This is a genomic window from Pseudomonas sp. MDT2-39-1 (assembly GCF_054898085.1).
On record NZ_CM142716.1, the window covers coordinates 2146446 to 2167352 of the forward strand.

General features: G+C 59.6%; 17 protein-coding genes, 1 rRNA gene and 1 pseudogene. 9 read left to right on the top strand and 10 right to left on the bottom strand.

What is annotated here, in order from left to right:
* Window positions 1-72 precede the first annotated feature (72 nt).
* Window positions 73-1386, bottom strand: coding sequence for an MFS transporter (locus tag ACYZTM_RS10385; protein ID WP_131063229.1), 1314 nt, complete (start codon window positions 1384-1386; stop codon window positions 73-75).
* Between the two features lie 200 nt (window positions 1387-1586).
* Here ACYZTM_RS10385 and ACYZTM_RS10390 point away from each other — a divergent pair, with 200 nt between their 5' ends.
* Window positions 1587-3005: a short-chain fatty acid transporter gene (locus tag ACYZTM_RS10390; protein ID WP_461988517.1), complete on the top strand. Its 1419-nt coding sequence runs from the start codon at window positions 1587-1589 to the stop codon at window positions 3003-3005.
* Window positions 3006-3039: 34 nt separating this feature from the next.
* Here the strand turns inward: ACYZTM_RS10390 and ACYZTM_RS10395 are convergent.
* Window positions 3040-3264 (bottom strand): annotated as a pseudogene (locus tag ACYZTM_RS10395) (HepT-like ribonuclease domain-containing protein); the annotation flags it as partial.
* A 116-nt stretch (window positions 3265-3380) separates the two neighbouring features.
* A complete protein-coding gene (locus ACYZTM_RS10400) occupies window positions 3381-3671 on the bottom strand; it encodes a nucleotidyltransferase family protein (protein ID WP_131063231.1) in 291 nt (96 codons plus the stop codon).
* 235 nt (window positions 3672-3906) lie between these two features.
* On the opposite strand from ACYZTM_RS10400, the gene ACYZTM_RS10405 reads away from it, so the two are divergent.
* The 4 genes from ACYZTM_RS10405 to ACYZTM_RS10420 all read left to right on the top strand — a co-directional run bounded on the left by ACYZTM_RS10405 (window position 3907) and on the right by ACYZTM_RS10420 (window position 9258).
* Complete coding sequence (locus tag ACYZTM_RS10405) at window positions 3907-5604, top strand: molecular chaperone HscC (RefSeq protein WP_131063232.1); 1698 nt, start codon at window positions 3907-3909, stop codon at window positions 5602-5604.
* A gap of 11 nt (window positions 5605-5615) precedes the next feature.
* Window positions 5616-7307 carry a J domain-containing protein gene (locus ACYZTM_RS10410; RefSeq protein ID WP_461988519.1) on the top strand — a complete coding sequence of 564 codons (1692 nt, stop codon included), beginning with the start codon at window positions 5616-5618 and terminating at the stop codon, window positions 7305-7307.
* A gap of 74 nt (window positions 7308-7381) precedes the next feature.
* Window positions 7382-8554, top strand: a complete 1173-nt coding sequence (locus ACYZTM_RS10415; protein WP_461988521.1) for a hypothetical protein — start codon at window positions 7382-7384, stop codon at window positions 8552-8554.
* 179 nt (window positions 8555-8733) lie between these two features.
* On the top strand, window positions 8734-9258 hold the full coding sequence (locus ACYZTM_RS10420) for an SET domain-containing protein-lysine N-methyltransferase (protein ID WP_131063235.1): 525 nt from the start codon (window positions 8734-8736) through the stop codon (window positions 9256-9258).
* 6 nt (window positions 9259-9264) lie between these two features.
* Here the strand turns inward: ACYZTM_RS10420 and can are convergent, their stop codons facing one another.
* Window positions 9265-9909, bottom strand: coding sequence for a carbonate dehydratase (gene can, locus ACYZTM_RS10425; RefSeq protein WP_131063236.1), 645 nt, complete (start codon window positions 9907-9909; stop codon window positions 9265-9267).
* Between the two features lie 141 nt (window positions 9910-10050).
* On the opposite strand from can, the gene ACYZTM_RS10430 reads away from it, so the two are divergent.
* On the top strand, window positions 10051-10452 hold the full coding sequence (locus ACYZTM_RS10430; protein ID WP_131063237.1) for a serine kinase/phosphatase: 402 nt from the start codon (window positions 10051-10053) through the stop codon (window positions 10450-10452).
* Window positions 10453-10594: 142 nt separating this feature from the next.
* On the opposite strand, the gene rimI is transcribed toward ACYZTM_RS10430, so the two are convergent.
* Window positions 10595-11047 (bottom strand): ribosomal protein S18-alanine N-acetyltransferase, encoded by a 453-nt coding sequence (gene rimI / locus ACYZTM_RS10435; RefSeq protein WP_131063238.1) that lies wholly within the window; start codon window positions 11045-11047, stop codon window positions 10595-10597.
* Entirely contained in the window at window positions 11040-11792 is a 753-nt protein-coding gene (locus tag ACYZTM_RS10440; protein WP_461989125.1) for an energy transducer TonB, read from the bottom strand. The genes rimI and ACYZTM_RS10440 overlap by 8 nt, the downstream gene beginning before the upstream one ends.
* A gap of 219 nt (window positions 11793-12011) precedes the next feature.
* Here ACYZTM_RS10440 and mksB point away from each other — a divergent pair, with 219 nt between their 5' ends.
* Genes mksB through mksF form a run of 3 tightly spaced genes read left to right on the top strand, consistent with a single transcriptional unit; the run spans window position 12012 to window position 16817 of the window.
* Complete coding sequence (gene mksB / locus ACYZTM_RS10445) at window positions 12012-13289, top strand: Mks condensin complex protein MksB (RefSeq protein ID WP_461988525.1); 1278 nt, start codon at window positions 12012-12014, stop codon at window positions 13287-13289.
* Window positions 13279-13980: an Mks condensin complex protein MksE gene (mksE, locus tag ACYZTM_RS10450; RefSeq protein ID WP_077749032.1), complete on the top strand. Its 702-nt coding sequence runs from the start codon at window positions 13279-13281 to the stop codon at window positions 13978-13980. The genes mksB and mksE overlap by 11 nt, the downstream gene beginning before the upstream one ends.
* Window positions 13977-16817 (top strand): Mks condensin complex protein MksF, encoded by a 2841-nt coding sequence (mksF, locus tag ACYZTM_RS10455; protein WP_461988527.1) that lies wholly within the window; start codon window positions 13977-13979, stop codon window positions 16815-16817. Before mksE ends, mksF begins: the two co-directional genes overlap by 4 nt.
* Before the next feature lie 209 nt (window positions 16818-17026).
* Here the strand turns inward: mksF and ACYZTM_RS10460 are convergent, their stop codons facing one another.
* The 4 genes from ACYZTM_RS10460 to rrf form a co-directional block, all read right to left on the bottom strand.
* Window positions 17027-19330, bottom strand: a complete 2304-nt coding sequence (locus ACYZTM_RS10460) for a PqiB family protein (RefSeq protein ID WP_461988529.1) — start codon at window positions 19328-19330, stop codon at window positions 17027-17029.
* Window positions 19323-19946: a paraquat-inducible protein A gene (locus tag ACYZTM_RS10465; RefSeq protein WP_131063243.1), complete on the bottom strand. Its 624-nt coding sequence runs from the start codon at window positions 19944-19946 to the stop codon at window positions 19323-19325. The genes ACYZTM_RS10460 and ACYZTM_RS10465 overlap by 8 nt, the downstream gene beginning before the upstream one ends.
* Window positions 19933-20592 carry a paraquat-inducible protein A gene (locus tag ACYZTM_RS10470; RefSeq protein ID WP_131063244.1) on the bottom strand — a complete coding sequence of 220 codons (660 nt, stop codon included), beginning with the start codon at window positions 20590-20592 and terminating at the stop codon, window positions 19933-19935. Before ACYZTM_RS10470 ends, ACYZTM_RS10465 begins: the two co-directional genes overlap by 14 nt.
* Before the next feature lie 147 nt (window positions 20593-20739).
* A 5S ribosomal RNA gene (gene rrf, locus ACYZTM_RS10475) occupies window positions 20740-20855 on the bottom strand.
* Between the last annotated feature and the right edge of the window lie 52 nt (window positions 20856-20907).

The following is a 20907-nucleotide window of genomic DNA, read 5'->3' on the forward strand; positions in this document are numbered from 1 at the left end:
CGGATGTTTTCTGAAGAGTGTTTCAGGGTTGTCCTACAAAAATAGTTGCGGCACATCTGACAGACTGTTCATTCATGCCGCGCCGGCGGCCGGGCGGCGTTCGATCCGTGGCATCCGCGCACCGAAGTAAGCCGCGCTGCTCACACCCACCGCGCCCATTACCGCGCTGAAGATCACGCAAATCCACGGACTCCATGGCATCAGGCCGATCAGCAACAGCGGTGTGATGCTCGCCCATGCCGCGTAGGCAATGTTGTAGGTGAAGGAAATCCCCGAGACGCGAATCCGCGCCGGAAACAGGCTGACCATCACCGACGGCACCGCGCCGACCACCCCGCAACCGAGCCCGGCAATCGCATACGCCAAGCCAATCCACTGGCCGCCGCTGATCAGGCACGTGTAGAGCACGCCAATGCCCAGGGGCAACAGCAGGCTATAGAGCATGACCGTGCGCCAGGCACCGATGCGATCGACGAGCAGCCCGGCGAGTACGCAGCCGATGTTCAGGAACACAATGCCCAAGGCACTCAAGGCGAAGGTGTGGCTGGCGGTCATGCCGAAGGTCTTTTGCATCATGGTCGGGGTGATGACGACGAACACCACCACCGCCGACGTCAGCACGCAGGTGAGGATCATCGCCGGCAATATCGCCAGACGATGTTCACGCAAGACGGTGCGCAACGGCAGCTCGACGGCGGCATCGCGCTGAGCCTGCATGGCCATGAACACCGGGGTTTCGCTGAGCCAGCGGCGCAGCCAGACACCAATCACCCCAAACACGCCGCCCAGCAGGAACGGGTAACGCCAGGCGTAATCGAGGATTTCCGCCGGGGTGAACGCCTGCGCCAGAAAGGTCGCCGTCAGGGCGCCGATCAGGTAGCCAAAAGTCAGCCCGGCCTGCAGGAATCCGAGGGCATAACCGCGATGCCCGGCCGGCGCGTGCTCGGCGACGAACACCCAGGCACTCGGTACCTCACCGCCTACCGCCGCGCCCTGCAGCACGCGCAGGAACAACAACAGCAGCGGAGCGAAATAGCCGATCTGGGCGTAAGTCGGCATGATCCCGATCAGCAGGCACGGCAGCGCCATCATCAGGATGCTCAAGCTGAAAACCTTCTTGCGCCCCAACCGGTCAGCGAAATGCGCCATCAGAATCCCGCCCAACGGCCGCGCAAGGTAACCGGTCACGAAGATCCCGAAACTTTGCAGCAAGCGCAGCCACTCGGGCATGTCCGGCGGGAAGAACAGCTGGCTGAGGGTCAGCGCGAAAAATACGAAAATGATGAAGTCGTAGATTTCCAGCGCCCCGCCAAGGGCCGCCAGGCCAAGGGTCTTGTAGTCCGAGCGGCTGAACGGCGCCGGGCGCGAGTGGGTGTCGGCAGTCATGAAAGAACTCTGGCATGGGCAAAAAACCAAGGCGCCCATGGTCTACGCAAACGCGCCCACGGACAACCCGTTAGACCAAAGTCTCAGACTGGTTAATCTTCGTCACAAAATATGACTGATTGATTTACTGTTGGCACCTGTCCGGACGGGTCTTCGCGGCCTCAAAGACCACAATAAACATAAAAATTCGAGGTACTCCCGTGGCCGCTGATATCGAAGATACCCGCTCCGCCCGCTTTGCCCTGCGCTGCTCAAGTTTTGCCGAACGCTGGTTCCCCGACTCCTGGGTATTTGCTGCGCTGGCGGTGATCATCGTTGCAGTTGCCACCATGGCCATGGGTGCCAAACCCTCCGATGCAGCGATGGCCTTCGGTGATGGTTTCTGGAGTTTGATCCCGTTCACCATGCAGATGGCGTTTGTGGTGATCGGCGGGTATGTGGTCGCGAGCTCCCCGCCTGCGGTGAAGCTCATCGACCGCTTGGCCCGGATCCCGAAAAACGGCCGCTCGGCCGTCGCCTGGGTCGCGCTGATTTCCATGGTCGCGTCACTGCTGAACTGGGGCTTGTCGCTGGTATTCGGCGGTCTGCTGGTGCGCGCCCTCGCCCGCCGCACCGATCTGAAAATGGATTACCGCGCTGCCGGTGCTGCAGCCTATCTGGGCCTTGGCGCTGTGTGGGCCTTGGGCCTGTCGTCGTCCGCCGCGCAATTGCAGGCCAACCCGGCCAGCCTGCCGCCGTCGATTCTGTCGATCACCGGTGTCATTCCGTTCACTCAAACGATCTTTCTCTGGCAGTCCGGCGTCATGTTGCTGGCGCTTATCGTGATCTCGCTGATCATTGCCTACGCGACCGCGCCGGGGCCAAAAACAGCCCGCGACGCCGAAGCCTGCGGTATCGACCCGAGTTTCAACCTGCCGCCGCTGCAACCGCGCACCCGTCCCGGCGAATGGCTGGAGCACAGTCCGCTGCTGACAATTCTGCTGGTGCTGCTGGCGGCGGGATGGTTGTTCCACGAGTTTTCGACCAAACCGGCGATCAGCGCGATCTCGGGCCTGAACACTTACAACTTCCTGTTCATCATGCTCGGCGCGCTGCTGCACTGGCGTCCACGCAGCTTCCTCGATGCCGTGTCCCGCGCGGTGCCGACCACCACCGGCGTGCTGATCCAGTTTCCGCTCTACGGCTCGATCGCTGCGCTGATGACCACGGTCAAAGGCTCCGACGCTCAGACCCTGGCGCACCACATCTCGACCTTTTTCGTCAGCATTGCGTCCCACGACACCTATGCGGTGCTGATGGGCGTTTACTCGGCGATTCTCGGTTTTTTCATCCCCTCCGGCGGCGGTAAATGGATTATCGAAGCGCCGTACGTCATGCAAGTGGCCACCGACCTGAACTACCACCTGGGTTGGGCCGTGCAGATCTACAACGCGGCTGAAGCCCTGCCAAACCTGATCAACCCGTTCTACATGCTGCCGCTGCTGGGCGTGCTCGGGCTGAAGGCGCGGGACTTGATCGGCTTCTCGTTCGTGCAACTGCTGGTGCACACGCCGCTGGTGCTGTTTCTGCTGTGGGCGCTGGGGACGACGTTGACGTATACGGCGCCGGTGATGCCGTAAACGAAATTGATTGCACCTGCTGGGGCAGGTGCAATCAGGTTTGATCGATGGGTAAAACCTTCAACAACTCAGGCAGTGCCGTCTGAACGGTATCCCACACCACTTCAAGATTGATATCGAAGTAGCCGTGAGCAATACGATTGCGCATACCTCGCATGCTGCGCCACGGCACCTGAGAGTTTTCTCTCGCAAAATCCGAATAGCCATCCATTACTTTAGTGGCTGCTTCACCAATAATGATGAGGCTCATGATCACCGCTTGCTGGGTACGTTAGTCTTCAAAAAACTCTTCTTTACTCAAGCCCTCGACAAAGATCAGCGCATCGCCAGCGGCTTGTCGCATATGGTCAAGGTAATCGCCGAGACGGTTAACAGTCATACCGGACGAGCCTGTTCGAGTACTTGCTGACGAAATTTCAGCGGAAGATCTCCCGGCGTCAGCAGATCAACACTGACCCCCAGCAAATCCTCAAGCTCGACTTGAAGCCCTCCGAGATCGAAAAGCGTGGCCCCAGGGAGAGCGTCCACCAGCAAATCAAGGTCACTCCCCTCTTTATCTGTCCCGAGTAACGCCGAACCGAATACACGAGGGTTGGACGTACGAAATCGACCGACGACCTCGCGGACGGCTGCTCGTTTTAGATCCAGTGCAATAGAAGGTTTCATGGTTGACCTTTGCCAAGTCCAGTAATGTGCCAGTCTAGCAGTGCTTGGAAACGGTAGACACCGCACCTCTTGTAACCCTCTGTCACATCCCACGCCATCCAGACCAAACCACGTTCCGTCGCAAATAATAGCTCAGTGCCACTACTTTCCTTTACCGCCCCGCTGCTCCGGTAATATCCTTGCGCGAATATTATCTGTTTCAACTTTTTGCAGGCCGGAAAGGGAGTTCATCGCAATGATCGTAGGGATTGACCTGGGGACCACCAACAGCCTCGTCGCCGTCTGGCGTGGGGAGTCCAGCGAGTTGGTGCCCAATGCCCTGGGGCAGTTCCTCACTCCCAGCGTGGTGGGTCTCGATGATCAGGGCCGCGTGCTGGTCGGCCAGGCCGCTCGCGAGCGTTTGCACACCCACCCGCGCCAGACCGCTTCACTGTTCAAGCGGCACATGGGCAGCGCCACGGAAGTGCGACTGGGTGACAGGTCATTCCGTCCCGAAGAGCTGTCGGCGCTGGTGCTCAAAAGCCTGAAGGAAGACGTCGAACGGGCCTTCGGCGAAACCGTGCATGAAGCGGTGATCAGCGTGCCGGCCTATTTCAGCGACGCCCAGCGCAAGGCCACGCGCATTGCCGGTGAACTGGCGGGTTTGAAGGTTGAAAAACTGATCAACGAGCCGACCGCGGCGGCGCTGGCGTATGGGCTGCACCAACGGGACAAGGAAACCTCGTTCCTGGTTTTCGACCTCGGTGGCGGCACTTTCGACGTGTCGATCCTGGAACTCTTCGACGGCGTCATGGAAGTGCGCGCCAGCGCGGGCGACAACTTCCTGGGCGGCGAAGATTTCGACAGCGTGCTGCTGGAACATTTTCTCGAGCACCATCGCAACACCGATAACTTTCCTGACCGCGCCAGCATCATCCAGCCATTACGTCGCGAGGCCGAGCGCGTGCGCAAAGCCCTGGGCCAGGACAGCAGCGCCGAATTCAGCCTGCGGGTCGACGGCCAGCAATGGACGCAGCCCATCACCCAACCCCAACTGGCCACGCTCTACACGCCGTTGCTCGAACGCTTGCGCACACCGATTGAACGGGCCCTGAGAGACGCGCGCATTCGCGTCAGTGATCTCGATGAAATCCTGCTGGTGGGCGGTACGACGCGCATGCCGCTGGTTCGCAAACTGGCGGCTGGCCTGTTTGGGCGCTTCCCTTCGATCAGTCTCGACCCGGACGAAGTGGTGGCCCACGGTGCGGCGATCCAGGCGGCTTTGAAAGCACGCTCCGCAGCCCTGGAAGAAGTGGTGCTGACGGACGTCTGTTCCTACACATTGGGCATTGAGACGACTACCCAGATCGGCCAGCAATATGAAAGCGGGCATTACCTGCCGATCATCGAGCGCAACAGCATCGTGCCGGTGAGCCGGGTCAAGACGGTGTACACGCTGCAAGATAATCAGGAACACGTGCTGCTGAAGATCTTTCAGGGCGAAAGTCGCCTGGTCAAAGACAACGTCGCGCTGGGCGAACTGGACATCAAAGTACCGAAGCGTAAGGCCGGCGAAGTCGCCCTCGACGTGCGCTTCACCTACGACAACAACGGTTTGCTCGAAGCCCAGGTGGTCATCCCGCTGACGGGCGACAAGCATTCACTGGTCATCGAAAACAATCCCGGCGTGCTCACACCCGAGGAGATTCAGCAGCGATTGGAGGGACTGGCGCTGTTGAAGATTCATCCTCGCGATCAGCAGGTCAACACGGTGTTGACCGCACGTCTTGAGCGCCTCTATCAGGAAAGCCTGGGACAGATGCGTGAACAGATCGGTCATTGGGCCAAACAGTTTCAGCACGTGCTTGATTCTCAGGACGAACGCCGGATTCGTGAAGCGCGCAGCGAACTGACCCAGCAACTGGGCACGCTGGACAACGGCCTCTGGCAGTAAGGAGCGGCAACATGGATTGCTGGTCTGTGCTGGAACTGCCCGAAGACGCCGACGCGCGCACTATCAAACGAAGCTATGCGCGACTGCTGAAAATCTTCCGGCCCGATGAAGATCCGGAAGGCTTTCAACGCTTGCGTGAAGCCTATGAGCAAGCGCTGGGTGTTGCGCAATGGCGGGCCGAATACGCCGCCGAAGAACCTGAAGTCGCAACGGCCGACGTCGTCGAACAGCCGAATCACGCCAACCTCCAGGCGTGGTCCGATGTGCTCGACCTGCGTCCGTTGAACCTTGAAAGTCCGCCCCCTCTTCGCTCACTGAACCTTGCGCCGTCCAATCCCGCGCCCCTGCACGAACCGGTCATCGCGCCGCACGAGCTGGCAGCGCGTGCATTGCTCGACGGGCTCTCGGCGCAGAACCTGTCCGAGCGCTGGGCACAAGCGCAACAACAGCACTGCGCCCAAGCGTTTGAGAAATGGCTGCTGGCGTTGTGCTTCGATCATCCGGGTCTGCGCAATTCAATTGCCGCCTGGGCGGTCCAGCACCTCGATTGGCTCGCGCCCTGGCAAAACGTCGAAATGACCGAGTGGCAGCGAGACGCCCTCGCCAGCGGTTTGCTGCAGGATTATCGGCAGGCGCTGCAGGAATTGCTCGAAGACAAGAAAGAACGTGAGTTTCTTACCCTGCTCAAAAGTTACACCGCACAACCCTGGCTGCAGGTGTTCGATCGACGCCAGGAATGGCAGCGAATCCTTCTGCAACTGTTCAACGACACTGAATGGAGTCTGCCGCTGTTCGACCGCGTCGGACAGGTGTTTGGCTGGGACGATAAAAAAGGCATTCATCCGGAACCTGCGTCGACCTGGGAGGCACTGATCGAGCGCTGCAATCAGGAAAGCTTCTACGAAAGCCTGCGGGTCAAGGCGCAAGACAACCGGACCTGGCTCCCCGCCGACGTACAGGCCGCGCATCTGTTGATGAACCCGATGAAGCCCGGGCAACAGAAGAAAATGATCGACGGCTTTGGCCAGAACGAATGGCAGGCCTGTCATGACCTTGCGCACACCCTTAAGTGGCGTTACCCGGAATTGCGTTTGCGGTTGCCCCACGCCGATGTTTTTCACTGGCGACGTTTCCTGCCGCGCCCCATCACCGACGAAACCTGGGTGCGTGTCTGGGCGGGCATCGCACTGGCGCTGTTTTTGTTTTGTTTCCCGGCCCAGTACAAATCCCATGGCTACAGCATCAGCATCCCAATGATATTCACCTCTTTGGTATTCGCCTGCGTTCCGGTCTGGTTCCTCCGTTTCGCCATGAGCTGGTGGGTGCCGATCATCTCGCATGCCATTGTCCAGGACCTGAGGCTGACCGAAGGCCTGGTCCCCCGCCACTGGAACCCGGATACCCGCTGGCTGGTGGTGCGACATGGCGTTCCGCAAGCCGTCGTCACGCTGCTGTTCGGGCTTCTGTTGGGTTGGCCGGGCATGGCGACTTATGTCGGTTTTGGGCTGATCGGCCTTTTGCACAAGCGCCGTATCGGTCAGCTCGCCCCTGAATTGGCCGCTCGGCGTCCATGGTTGACCGCACTGCATTGGTCGCACTTCAGTCCTTTGCAGTTGGTGTTTTTGCTGGTGATGGTCGGCTTCATCTTCGTGTGCCGAATGTATTTCCCGGAGTATCACCTGACTCATTTGAGGTTCAGCTGAGCGATTACCGGCCGATCTGCTTTAGTAACTATCGCCCGCGATCAACGCGGTCCCACGCTGAAAAGGATCTGAGCATGTTCAAACTGACAGGACTTTCCCTCGCGGCGCTCACCCTGAGCGCCGCCGCCCACGCCAATGTCGATCTGAAACTGGGCAGCACCGAACGCGTCACGCGGTTGTTTGCCTACCCCAACAACTGCAACGTCGTTTGCTTCCGCAACTGGACGCTTGAGCAGACCGTCGAGCACTACCTGACCCAAAGTGTGCGGCGCGACGGCTACAGTACCGCGAAAGTGCGGGTCAAAACCGATAACGATCAGCTTTACGCCGACATCAGCGGCGTGCCAAAGAGCTATGAAAAACCGTTGGCAGCGCTGCTCAATGCCGGTGATCTGGCCTACACCGGCGCCAAAAAACTCAACGTTGATGGCAAGTGGGCTTACAGCTGGAATCTGTTCCTGCCCCTGGGCATGGCCCTGGAAAACCGCAAGAGTGTCGAACTGCTGCATTTCCCGCCGGATTACTCCCTGACCCAGGCCCAGGATTACCTGCGGTCCGCCACCACTGATCGCTGGGCCACCCTGCTGACGAACAACGGAATCCCCACCGATCAGACACCGGGCTACCAGACCATCATCGACATTGCACCGATCGCCGCGCCGGCCAGTGCTGGCAAGGATCTGGAAGGCGTCTACGACTACTTCAAGGACTACCAGACCACCATGGTCAAGGAAGTCAGCCAGAACGCCCGCGGTGCCGCGTTGCCGATGGTCGCGTTCGGCGCGCCGGTGCGTAACTGGATCAAGCAGCAATACGGGCCGACCGTTAATGTGCTGGGTCTGGCCACGATCAGCCCGAGCGCCGGATTGAAAGTGCCGGTGCTGGGCTCCAACCACCCGAGTTACATCTGGTACGCCGCCAATCCGGAAAGCTACACCGGCGACGATGCTCAGGCCCAAGCCGACGCTACGGGCCTGAAAGTCATGGGTCAGGACTTGAGTGCCGCCTGCTGGCAGGCCGGCATGGGAAGCAAACCGGGGACCGACCCTGCCGTTCAGCTGAAAAGCTGCACGCAGACGTGGCAAGTGACCCGCAAAGAAAAAACCTGCGAGCTGTTCTACACCTCGATTCGCAACCTGACGCCTGAACAAGCCGTGGCCAAGTGTGCGACAACGCCGATCCAGTCCCAGCTCAAACAGCTGCAAGCCCCGGCGCCTGCGGCGGTGATCCCTGCGCCTGCGCTGTAATCGCCCTTGCACTTTTGCGCGTGAGCGTAGGCTGACGCGCAAAAGCGCACTTTGCTCCTGTCAGTTCTGACAGTAGACCCGTCGTTTCAATTGCGAGAATCTTGAGGCATACCCTGTGTTGCAGGGCTGACAGGATCGTCAGTTTTGGAAGTCGCAACGCGCTGCCGACAAGGATCGTTATGAAACCTCACCCCCTGCACGGGACCGTTGCGAAACCTCCCGAAGAAATCTATCCCTACACAGAGCTTGCGCTGAACCTTGGATTTCCCTCCCGGGCCGACTTCGAAATTGTCAACAACGCCGATGGGGCGGCGGTGGCCGTTGCGGCCCTGCGCGATTTCCCCCGGATCAGTCGAATCTGCCGCGTGTCGGGGCATCTCCTGCCTTATCGCCATCGACATACCCGGCAACTGGCGCCTGGCATCCACGTCTATGACCCACACTTCAGCGGGCTGCTGAGGCACTCCTGCGACCCCAATGTCTTTTTCGACATGAGCGAACTGTCATTGTGGGCACTGAAGGACATTAAGAAAGGCGACAACCTGACGATGGATTACGCCGCGACCGAAGACAAACTGCTGCGCCAGTTCGCCTGTCAGTGCGGGTCACCGGAGTGCCGAGGCTGGATCACCGGCTACGATGAACAGCCGAACGCCGACGGCCAGTTGTATTACCACCACTGGCGTCGGCGCAGTCTCTGTTGAACGGCCTTACAGCGTTTCGACCGGACGCAGTCGGTACTGCGGCGGCAATTGCTCAAAACCGCTGATGGTCGTGTTCAGGCTTTTCCAGCGGCCGTCCTTGATGCCGTAGATGCAACCGTGGATCGACAGGTTCTGCCCGCGATGCCAGGCGTTTTGCACAATGCTGGTGTGGCCGACGTTGGCCACTTGCTGGATCACGTTGAGCTCGCAGAGACGGTCCACCCGTTCTTCTTCGGTCGGCAACTCGGCCAGTTCTTCGCGTTTTTCGTAGTACAGGTCACGGATCGAGCGCAGCCATCCGTCGATCAGGCCCAACTGGCGATCCTGCATCGAAGCGCGCACGCCGCCGCAGCCGTAGTGGCCAGTGACGAGGATGTGTTTGACCTTGAGCACGTCGACTGCGTACTGAATCACCGACAGGCAATTGAGGTCAGTGTGCAGCACCACGTTGGCCACATTGCGGTGGACGAACAGGTCGCCGGGCAGCATGCCAACGATCTCGTTGGCCGGCACCCGGGCGTCGGAACAGCCTATCCACAAGTATTCCGGCGTCTGTTGGCGGGCCAGCTTGGAGAAGAAGTCCGGATCTTCCTGTTTGATCGCTTCAGCCCAGCGTTCGTTGTTATCAATCAGATCTTGTAATTCGTTCATGCTGTAAAGCCTCAAGAATGATGCGCTGGTTTGACAGACAACCGCCGGTCGGGGTCACGCGTTTGATGCAAATATGGCCGGTGGAATTCTCGGGAGCCCAGTGGGTCCACCCTAGTAAGGCCCACAGTATGAGGAATTGCCATGACTGATTCACGACGTCCGTACGATGCGGTTCAACCCGAGCCCATCGACGACAACGAAGACCGTATGGGATCTATAAATGAGCTGGATTTCGACGAGGAAGAACCCGCGAAAATCGGCGACGAACTGCCGCAAAACGAGCGCGAACGGCTGATGCCTCGGGATCGCGTGCGTGAAGCAGGCATGACGGGCGCCTCGACCGATGACCATGAGTCTACCGACGATGACATGAGCCCGGAAACATTGATCCGTGAAGATGGCGCGCGGGACGCTCACGAGGCGGGTGAAGGCAATCAGGCGGATTGGGATTTGAGTATTGTCGACGAAGACGATATTGGCGGGGGCAATGGCCTGGATGAAGAGGAACTGGCGCGGCGGGACCCGATGGATGGTAATCGTTAATCGTTGATGTCAGTCAGGAAGCCTTCGCGGGCAAGTCGGATCGCCGCACCGCTCGCTCCTACAGGATTGGTGACGTGCCCACTAATCCTGTAGGAGCGAGCGGTGCGGCGATCCGACTTGCCCGCGAAGCTTTTAAAAAGGCTCAGTCGACCAACGTGCAGGCCATGACCACAGCATCTTCCCGCCCACCCACCGCCGGGTAGTAATCCCGACGCCGCCCGATCTCGTTAAACCCATACCGCTCATACAACCGAAACGCGCCACGGTTACTGTCGCGCACTTCCAGGAAACACTCCCGCGCCTTGCTGCCATACGCCCGGGACATCAGATGCTCCAGCAGCGTCAAACCTAGGCCACGGCCCTGATTCTCCGGTTTGACGGTGATGTTCAGCAGATGCGCCTCATCAAGAATGATCTGCACCACACCATGACCGACCTGTTGCGAACCTTCGAACATCAGCCAGATCTGGTACTTGCCCAGCCCATCCAGAAAAATCCCGCGGGTCCAGGGATGGCTGTACGCCGCGTATTCGATTTTCAGTACAGCGTCGAGGTCCGCCTCGGTCATCGGGCGGAACGATAAAGCGTCACTCATTCGATTCATTCCAGCGCGCCATCAGCCGACGCATGGCTTGCCAGACATCAGCCTTACGCTGTGGCTCTTCCATTAATAATTCCAGACCCGGCAGGGCCCAGACCGGGCCCAGGCCTTCGACCTGGAGTTCACGGTTGAAGGATTCGGCATTCGCCTCACCGGCGAAACGCACCGCCGGCAAGCCGATCAGCCACACGCAGACGCACGGGGCGTCTTCCAGTCGGGCCGAAAGGAACCCTTGCACGAAGTCCCGAGCGGCTTCCGGGCCTTGATCCATGTTGCCCCGGACCAACAGCGGCCAGCGCACCGGCTCGCCGATGATCTGCGGGCTGTCCGGCAGACCGGCGGCGCGCAGCATGTCCTTGAGCAGCAGATAGGCCGGATCTCGGGTCTGGAACGCTTCGCCTGTGGGTAACTCGACCAACAGCAGGCAACGACCGGCGCGCAGCAATTGCAGGGAGAAACGCGGCGGCGGCACAACCGGCGCCTTGGCCACGACCGGCGCGGCCTCTTCTTCGACCTTGGCGTTCGTGCGCGTGCTGGCCAACGAGGGGCGCGGCACCTCGATCTTGACCCGCTCCATCGGCGCTACAACCGGCGCAGCGGCAGCTTTGGCGGCAGGCTCAGGCGTAGAGGCCGGCACCACCGGCGCGACGACCAGCGGCTCCGGTATTTCCAGCAGCTCGGGCCGCGAGGGCGCGGCAAAGGGCAATTCGGTGCGCGGCAGCCAGTTGACCACCTGCATGGCGGTCAAATAGGCGCGGCGACGGGACTCGATTAGCAAAGGTCGGCCACTTGTGGATAACTAAAGTGCGCTGATTCTACCGCCCTTCGCTCAAGATCGCCCGCGCTTGATCGATACTCTTTCCCTTAGAAACAGCTACAGCCCGTCCCGAGAGTGAATCGCATCGGCCCCGATGCAGTACAATCGCGGCTTTTAATCGCCAACCAGCCGGCCATTCCGATGATCGAACCCAAGCGCGTCTTGCGCGCCCTCGCTGAACACTGGGCACTTCTGGAGCCACTGTGCGAGCACTTCGACCAGGGCACCTTGAGCCTCAACGAACTGCGTTCACAGTTGGCCGCCCAGCAACTCGACAGTACGCCGCAGGACATCACCAGCCTGCTGGACGTGTGGATCCGCCTCGACATTCTGGTTCCCGTGGCGAAAAGCCCGAACCGTTTCGAGCTCAACGCGCAGATTCACGACTTCCTCGCTTACCTGCGCCGTGAGCACCGTCTGGGCCTGTGCCTGGAGATCGAAGCTTATTTGCGCCACCTCGAACGTCTGGCCGGTTACATCCAGGACGCCTTCGACATCCGCGACGGCCACGATCTTGCGCGTCAATTGCGCCTGCTCGACATGCGCGTGCGCGATGTTCTGAAGAAACTCGCCAACGACGAACAGGCCCTGGTGGCCGTCGCCGAACGCGCCAAGACCAGCGACCGGCAGATCCCGCTGCGGCAGCGTTACGCTGAAGTACTGGCGACCTGGGACGAATACGTCGAGCCGATGATTCAGCTGGTGAACGCCGACGGCGCCTTCGAGCAAGGCGTGCGCAAGGTCGAAAACGTTTTGCTGAAAATGCTCACCGAACAACAGCGCCTCGGCCATCTGGTCGACGACGACATGCTGCTGCGCACTCACGCGCGCATCCTCGAAATGCAGACCAGCGCCCAGCTGACCCTACGTCATGCCCGCGAACTGCTGCTGCCGTTGCGTGAAGAAGCCCGACGCCATAACGCCGTGACCCGTGGCGCGGCGCTGGCCTTGTCGGCCATCCGTCGCAAAGGCATCGATGCGGTGCCGCAAGCCGCGATGCCGATGTTCACCCGGCCGCAAAGCACCTTCCTCGGCAGCGCCAGTCAGGTCGAAGCCTACGTGTACGCACTGGCTCGTTTCGAGCCGAAACCGGCGCGCTTCCCCAAGGCCCACAAGACGCAGAAAGGCGAAGCACCGCGCGCGCCACGCACCGTTCGCGAAATGCTCGAACGCTGCGAAGACGCCCTACCGATGCCGGACCTGATGACCTGGTTGCTGGAGCAGGAACCGGACGGCGCGACCGACGAATTGCTTTACTGGTTCTCGCGCCTGTCGCGGGAAAAACGCTTCAAACGCGAGCGTCTGGAACGCCGCGATTACCACACTCACGAGCACCAGGTCAGCCTGCGCTCCTTCGCCCTGCTCTCGGCCCGCGACACCGCCGCCGAGGATTCTGCGAGCATCCCCCATGCATCTTGATCTATCCGAACTGTCCCAGTTGGCACCGATCTTTCGCGAGCTGTTCAAGGGTTACCACGTCAGCCGCCGCGATCCGGAGCTGTACGCGCAACTGTCGAACTTTCAGGACCAGTACCGCACGCTGTTCAGGGCGCTGGGCTATGAGTTGGTCTGCGACACCCGTGGTTTCTACTACTTTGTGCCGGACCTCGCTGCGGCGGCGGTGAACAAGACTGCGCAACGCCTGGCGCTGTTCACCTTTATCCTCGTCGAGCATCTGGCCGACCAGGGCCGCGACCCGGTCGCCGTGCTTGACGGCGGCAGCCTCGGTCGCGATGAATTGCCGTCGTTGCTGGAAAAGTACCGCGACCTGTTCATCCAGGCCGAAGTGCAGACCGTCGAAGAACTCGAAGAAAAAATCATGCGCCGCATGACTCAGCTCGGTTTTGCCGGCGAAGAAAACGGCATCTACCGTTTCCTACCGCCGATGCACCGCTTCCTTGATGTCTGCCTGTCGGTTCAGCAGGACCGCGATCTGGCGGCCAGCCTGCACAGCGTCTTGCCGCTGCCGGTTCCGGTGCTGATTGATGACGACAGCGATGAAAAACTGCTGCAAACCGATGACCCGCTGGATCTAAGCGACTTCGAAGAAGAAAGCGAAGAAGACGCCATGGCCCGCGCCATTGCCGAAGAACAGGAGACCGACGCATGAGCAAGGAACGCTACGGCATTCGCCGCTTTGCCCTTTTGAACACCGCCGGTTACAGCCTTGGCCTGTTTCCGCTGGAAGAACCGCTGTCGGTTTACGGCGCGAACAACCTCGGTAAATCCGCGTCGATCAACGCCTTGCAGTTCCCGATTCTGGCGCGCATGTCGGACATGAGTTTCGGCAAGTACAGCCTGGAACAATCCCGACGCTTCTACTTCGCTTCGGACACCAGTTACATCTTGGTCGAAGTCTCGCTGCCCCACGGTCCGCACGTGATCGGCGTGGTCGGTCGCGGCCCGGGCGGTGGTTTCGGTCACCAGTTCTTTGCCTATGCCGGCAAGCTGGATCTGGCGCATTACCAGAAGAACGACACCTGCCTGCGCCAGAAAGAGCTGTTCACCAACCTTGAGCGCGAAGGCCTGAAAGCCTACGAACTGAAGCCGGATGAACTGCGTCGTTTGCTGGTCGGCGGTCACACCTCGATCCCGCTGGACCTGACGCTGATCCCGTTGCGCTCCACCAGCGAGCAGAGCCTGAAGACCTTCCGCGCACTGTTCATCAATCTGCTGCACATGCGTGAAATCACCGCGGCCAAGCTCAAGCAGCTGTTTCTCGACGCCTTCGAACACAGCCTGCGTTCCGGCAGTGTCGATTACATCGCCGCGTGCGAAGAAGCATTCCGTGATGTACGACGCATGGAGCAGGACTACAACTCGCTGGTCACCGCCGGCCCGTTGGTTGAAGCCCTCGCGGCAGGCGTGACCCAGCGCAATATTCTGCGCGGCAAACTGCACCGGATCTCGCCGCTGCTCGATTCGTTGCTCGGCACCTGGTCGGACTACGCCAGTGCGCGCAAGGAAGAGTTGACGATTCAGGCCGAGCACTACCGCAACGAGCAAGACGCGCTGCAAAACGATCAGCGCGGCGGCACTCAGGAGCTGATGCGTCTGGAGCGGGAAATCACCGGCATCCAGCGCTGGCTCGGCGAGTTGTCGGTGCTCAAGCATCGTTTCGCTTTGGTCACTGACGTCAAAGTGCTGGAGCAGCAACTGCTGGCGGCCAAGGACGCGCACGATGAACTGGCCGGTGCGCTGGCCCAGTCGCGGCAGTTCAGTGCCGAAGACCTGGAAGAACGTCTGCGGGATCTGGAAAAACGCCTGAAGTCGGTGAAGCAGCAACTCGATCACGCCGACAACAACAGCTACGCCCGTCTGCGCGAAGAGTTCTCGCAACAGGACGTCGAGCGCCTGATGCGCCTGTTCAACAGCGCGCTGTTCAGCCTGCCGCTGGGTGAGCACGGCATTACGCTGGACGAAGAAGGCAAGTGGGTCAAATCTTTGGAGCTGATCCTCGATGGCTTCAAAGGTGAGCGTTTCGACGTGCCGGGTCTGTCCATCGACATCTCGCACATCGAGCCTCCAGCGCTGCAAGCCCTGGCTGACCGCGCCGCATTGCGCGATCAGAAAGAGCGTCTGGAAAAAGAACTCAAGCAACTGAAAACCCAAGCGGCCGTGGTCGCCGACCGCGCCGCGAGCAAGACCCAGACCGAAGCGCTGTATCAGCAAGTACTGGACGCGCAGAAAGCCCTGGAAGATTTCCGTCGCGCGCAAACCCTGAGCGCCGAGGAAGACGACAAGCTTGAGCAATTGGCGCAGATGGAGGCGGCTCAGGAAGAGTTGAAGCGTTCCAGCGACGCCTTCACCGAACGCGTCCAGCAACTGTCGGCCAAGCTGCAACTGGTTGGCCGGCAGATCGGCGACATGGAAGCCAAGCAACGCACCCTCGACGACGCCCTGCGCCGTCGCCAGTTGCTGCCGGCTGACATGCCGTTCGGCACGCCATTCATGGACCCGATCGACGATTCCATGGACAACCTCCTGCCGCTGCTCAACGACTATCAGGACAGCTGGCAGGGTTTGCAGCGCAGCGATGGCCAGATCGAGGCGCTGTATGCTCAGGTCCGCCTCAAGGGCGTGGCCAAGTTCGACAGCGAAGACGATATGGAGCGTCGCCTGCAACTGCTGATCAACGCGTATGCGCACCGCACCGACGAAGCCCTGACCCTTGGCAAGGCGCGTCGTGCGGCGGTCACCGACATCGCCCGGACCCTGCGTAACATCCGCAGCGACTACGACAGCCTTGAGCATCAATTGGCGCTGTTCAACCGTGAGATCAACAAGCGTCAGGTCTCCAACCTGCAAAGTTTCCGCATCGTGCTCGCACCGAACAAGGAAGCGCTTAAGCACATCGACCAGATCATCCACAGCGCCGGCCAGTACGAAGAAGGCGAAACCCTCTCCGTGTTCGACCTGAGCCAAAGCGCCGATCAGGACAACAAGAACGAAGAAGCCAAGGAATACCTGGCGCGGCTGGTAGCGGCGAACCACAACCAGCTCGGCCTCAAGGACTTGTTCGAACTGGCGTTCGAGATCACTAAGGTCAACGGTCAACCGGTGATCCACACCGACATCGACGGCGCAGCCTCCAACGGCACGACGATGACGATCAAGGCGCTGACCAACATGTACTTGTTGCTGCACTTGATGGACCGCGACCAGGCCGGTCGCGTGCGCCTGCCGTACTACCTCGACGAGGCGGCGGACATCGACGAGAAGAACCAGGCTGCGTTGCTGGAAACCAGCCTGCAACTGGGCTTCGTGCCGATCCTGGCGAGTGTGAAGCCGCAGGTCTGCGCCAGTGTGGCGATTGACCTGGAAGGTGGCAGCGGGCCGAACGGTATCTACATCGACGAGGCGGACTGGAAGTACATCCGTCGTCACGATGAGGTGAAGGCTGTGGTTAACATTGAAGCGGATGAGCCGGAGCTGGATGCGGTTTGATTTGACTTAATCCAGGGCAATAAAAAAGGCCGCGATCCAAATGGATCGCGGCCTTTTTATTGGGTGTTTTTTTTTGAAGTTTGCATTGAGTTTGAGGGCCTCTTCGCGAGCAAGCCCGCTCCCACATAGGTTCTGCGCCGTGCACAAATCCAGTGTGGGAGCGGGCTTGCTCGCGAAGGCGTCATCACAGACGCCCAATCAACTTCCCGCTATTTACCGAGCGATATCTTCGGCGCCCAAGTCAGCCACTCATCCTCAAACTTGTCGAACAGCGGGAAGGTTTGCTCAGGCCGCGCCGGGCTGCCCATGCGATCACCGTCCGGCGTAGCGAAGGCGATGCCGCCCTGTATCAGTGTTTCCAGGGATTCAGTGCGTACCGTCGCGCCTTTGAACAAGCCGTAGTCGAAACCAAAACCGCTGGTGTTCCAGAAACGCGTGCCGCTGCGCACCAATGGCGCGTACTTCGGCTCGATCAGAATGTGGACCAGCACACGATCAGCGGTCTGGCCCAATTCATAACCCGTCACTTTGCCCACGGTGACCTCGCGATACGTCACCGGCACTCCGGTCTTCAGCGAACCACGACGAGCAGCGCTCAGGACCAGACTCAAACCGGCTTCTTGCTTGGCCGACTCCGGAGGGGTGGCCAGGGCGACGAAGTTCTTCTGCGGACCAAGGTTCTTCGGTGCCGGCTGCACTTCGATGTATTGGCCGGTGACCAGCGTTTCGAGGTTCGAGGTCTTGATCAGACCCAGCTCGGGTTTGACCACCCAGAACTGACTGCCGACCCGGGCAATACGCTCCGGAACTTCGGTGATTCGTGCGGTGAGCATTACCGATTGCAGGTCATCACTGAGGTCGACGTCTTCGATCTTGCCGACATCCAGGCCTTTGAATCTCACGGGGGTGCCGCTGCGCAAGCCATCGGCACGGTCAACCTTGATCGTAACCACGGTGCCTTTCTGATTGGCCTCCTCATGGTTGGCGAACAGGCGGAAACGTGGGATGCGCTTCTGCAGCGACGCTTTGGCTTGCGGGGTTTCAAAGGCGATACCACCGGCCATCAGGCTTTGCAGCGACTCGCTTTTGACCTGTATTCCGCCGGTCAGTCCGCCCGTGAGCGTAATGCCGCTGGCATTCCAGAAGCGTGTCGACGCATTGACCAGACCTTCGTATTCCTTCTCGATGTGGACACCGATCACCAGTTGCTTCTTGGTCTTGGAGAACTGATAGCTCTGGACCGAACCGACCTTGACCTGCTTGTAGAGAATCGGGCTGCCGACTTCCAGTGAACCCAGGTTTTCGGTGAACAACACCAGGTGCAGACCGGGCGAACGCAGATCCAGCGGCGGCGCCTTGGGCCTGGCCACAAATTCACGTTGCGGCGCGGCCCCTTTGTCGCCCGGTCGCACGGCGATGTAGTTACCTTTAACCAACGCTTCCAGTCCGGTGATGCCGGCGAGCGAAATCGACGGTTTGACCACCCAGAACTGCGTGCCTTCGACCAGATAATCTTCGGCCAGTGGATCAAGGGTCAATTCGGCTGTGGCGGCATTCAGGTCCGCATCAACCTTCAGCGCTTTCAGGTTGCCGACCTGAATGCCTTTGTACATAACTGGCGTGCGGCCGGCCTGCAGGCCTTCGAAATCGCTCAGTTTGACCTTGATCCGGATTCCGGCAGCGGCTGCGTCGAAGTCCTCGTACAGACGGAACGGCAGGCTCGGATCAGTGGGCGGACTGTCCTTGCGGTTCTCCGGCGTGGCGAACGCGATACCACCAGCGACGATGCTGGCAAGGGATTCGCTGCGTACTTTCACACCGGACAGGTTGGCGTCGATGCTGATGCCGCTGGCGTTCCAGAAACGTGTGTGTTTGCGCACCAGATTGGCGTAGGTCGGCTCGATGAAGACTTTGAGTTCGACAGTGCTTTGGTCTTGCGACAGCAAGTAGCTTTTGACCTGGCCGACTTTGATCTGCTTATAGAACACCGGGCTACCGCGATTCAGCGACCCGAGTCGATCAGCCTTTATCGTCAGGTGCAGACCGGGTTGAGCGTCCGACAGTGGGGGCTCTTCGGCCAGTGCCTTGAACTTGCGAGTGGGTTCGCCTTCGCCAGGGCTGACGGCTACATAGTTACCCGACACGAGGGTTTCCAGCCCGGTGATACCGGCCAGAGTCACGCTCGGTTTGACCAGCCAGAAGCGCGTGCTGGTCTTGAGGTATTGCTCAACGTCCTTGTTCATCTCAATGGTGGCGATCACGCCTTTTGAGCTGCCTTCGTCATCGAGCTTGAGGGTTTTCACCTTGCCGACAGACATGCCTTTGTAGACCACTTCAGTCTTGTTGGCCTGAATGCCTTCACCGCTTTCGAAACGCACCTGAATCTCGATGCCGGTTTCGCTGTAGGCACGCCAGCCGAGCCAGCCACCGATGATCAGGGCAATCAGGGGCAACACCCAGATGGCAGACCAGTTCGAGGCCGGTCGGGTCTTAGCTGTAGGCAAATCAGTCATGGTCGTCGTCCGACTCCGTGTTATCCCAAATCAGTCGGGGATCGAAAGTAACTGCGGCAAGCATCGTCAGAATCACCACACTGGCGAAAGCGATGGCGCCAAGATTGGCTTCGACGCTGGCAAGCCGTCCGAAATTCACGACCGCCACCAGGATGGCGATCACAAAGATGTCCAGCATCGACCAGCGGCCGATGAACTCGATAAAGCGGTACATCCAGATTCGTTGGCGTGCAGAGAGTGGCTGGCGGCGTTGTACTGAAAACAGCAGCAGCGCGATGCCCACGAGCTTGAACGTTGGTACCACGATACTGGCGATAAAAACCACGGCAGCGATGGGTATCATGCCGTGCTGAACCAGTTGGATAACACCGGACATGATGGTGCTCGGATCGCCTTGCCCCAGTGAGCTGACGGTCATGATCGGCAGTACGTTGGCCGGGATGTACAGAATCGCTGCGGTGACCAGCAACGCCCAGGTACGCACCAGACTGTTTGGGCGACGGGCGTGCACCAGCGCACCGCAACGGGTGCAGGTCTGCTCGTCAGTGTCAGCTTCCTGCTTGTTCAATTCATGACATTCGGTACAAATCAGAATGCCTGCATCAATCGCCCGCATGGGCATCCTCTCCTGACAAAGCCTGCCAGATCTGATGAGGTGACATCACAACCTCCAACCAGACCTGGACCAACAACAAACTGATAAAGCATGCCAAACCAAGACCTACGGTAATGGCTGCCATATCTGCCAGTTTTACGATCGCCACCAGTACGCCCATGAGGTAAACCTCGAGCATTCCCCAGTCGCGTAGATGGTGATAAATACGGTAGAGCAGCAAGCCATAGCTACGTCCGATATCAAAGCGGATGCTCAACAGCACGGCCAACTGGCAGAGCAGCTTGAGCAGCGGAATTCCCATGCTGCACAGGAACACAATCACCGAGACGCCTTGCATGCCGGTATCGAACAGACCGACAACGCCGGTCCAGACAGTGTCTCGCGACGATTGCCCGAGTAGATTGAGCTGCATGATGGGTAAAAAGTTCGCCGGGATATACAACAACAGAGCGGCGATGACCAATGCGAGACTGCGCTGCACCACGTTGTGCCGATGGGCATAGAGCTCGTAACCGCAGCGCGGACACAGGGCTTTCTCGCCATGGGCGAGTTCGGGCTTGCGCATCAGCAAGTCACACTCATGGCACGCCACCAAATCGTCCAGCGGTAATTCTGACAGCCCAGGGGCGTCAACCGGATCTGGCATAAGGGCTCTGGCTCCGAAAAAGTTGGACCTATTTTAGTGTCATGAGTCGAAAATAACTGTGCAAATTTGTGTTGTAACTGTAGGAACACTTTCTTGCGGGAAAAACAAAACCCCAACTGCTTTCGCAATTGGGGTTTCGGAATTTAATCTTGACGATGACCTACTCTCACATGGGGAAACCCCACACTACCATCGGCGATGCATCGTTTCACTGCTGAGTTCGGGATGGGATCAGGTGGTTCCAATGCTCTATGGTCGTCAAGAAATTCGGTAGCCAGGTCGTGGGCCTTTTCAGGTTCACGCTCCAGCGAATGG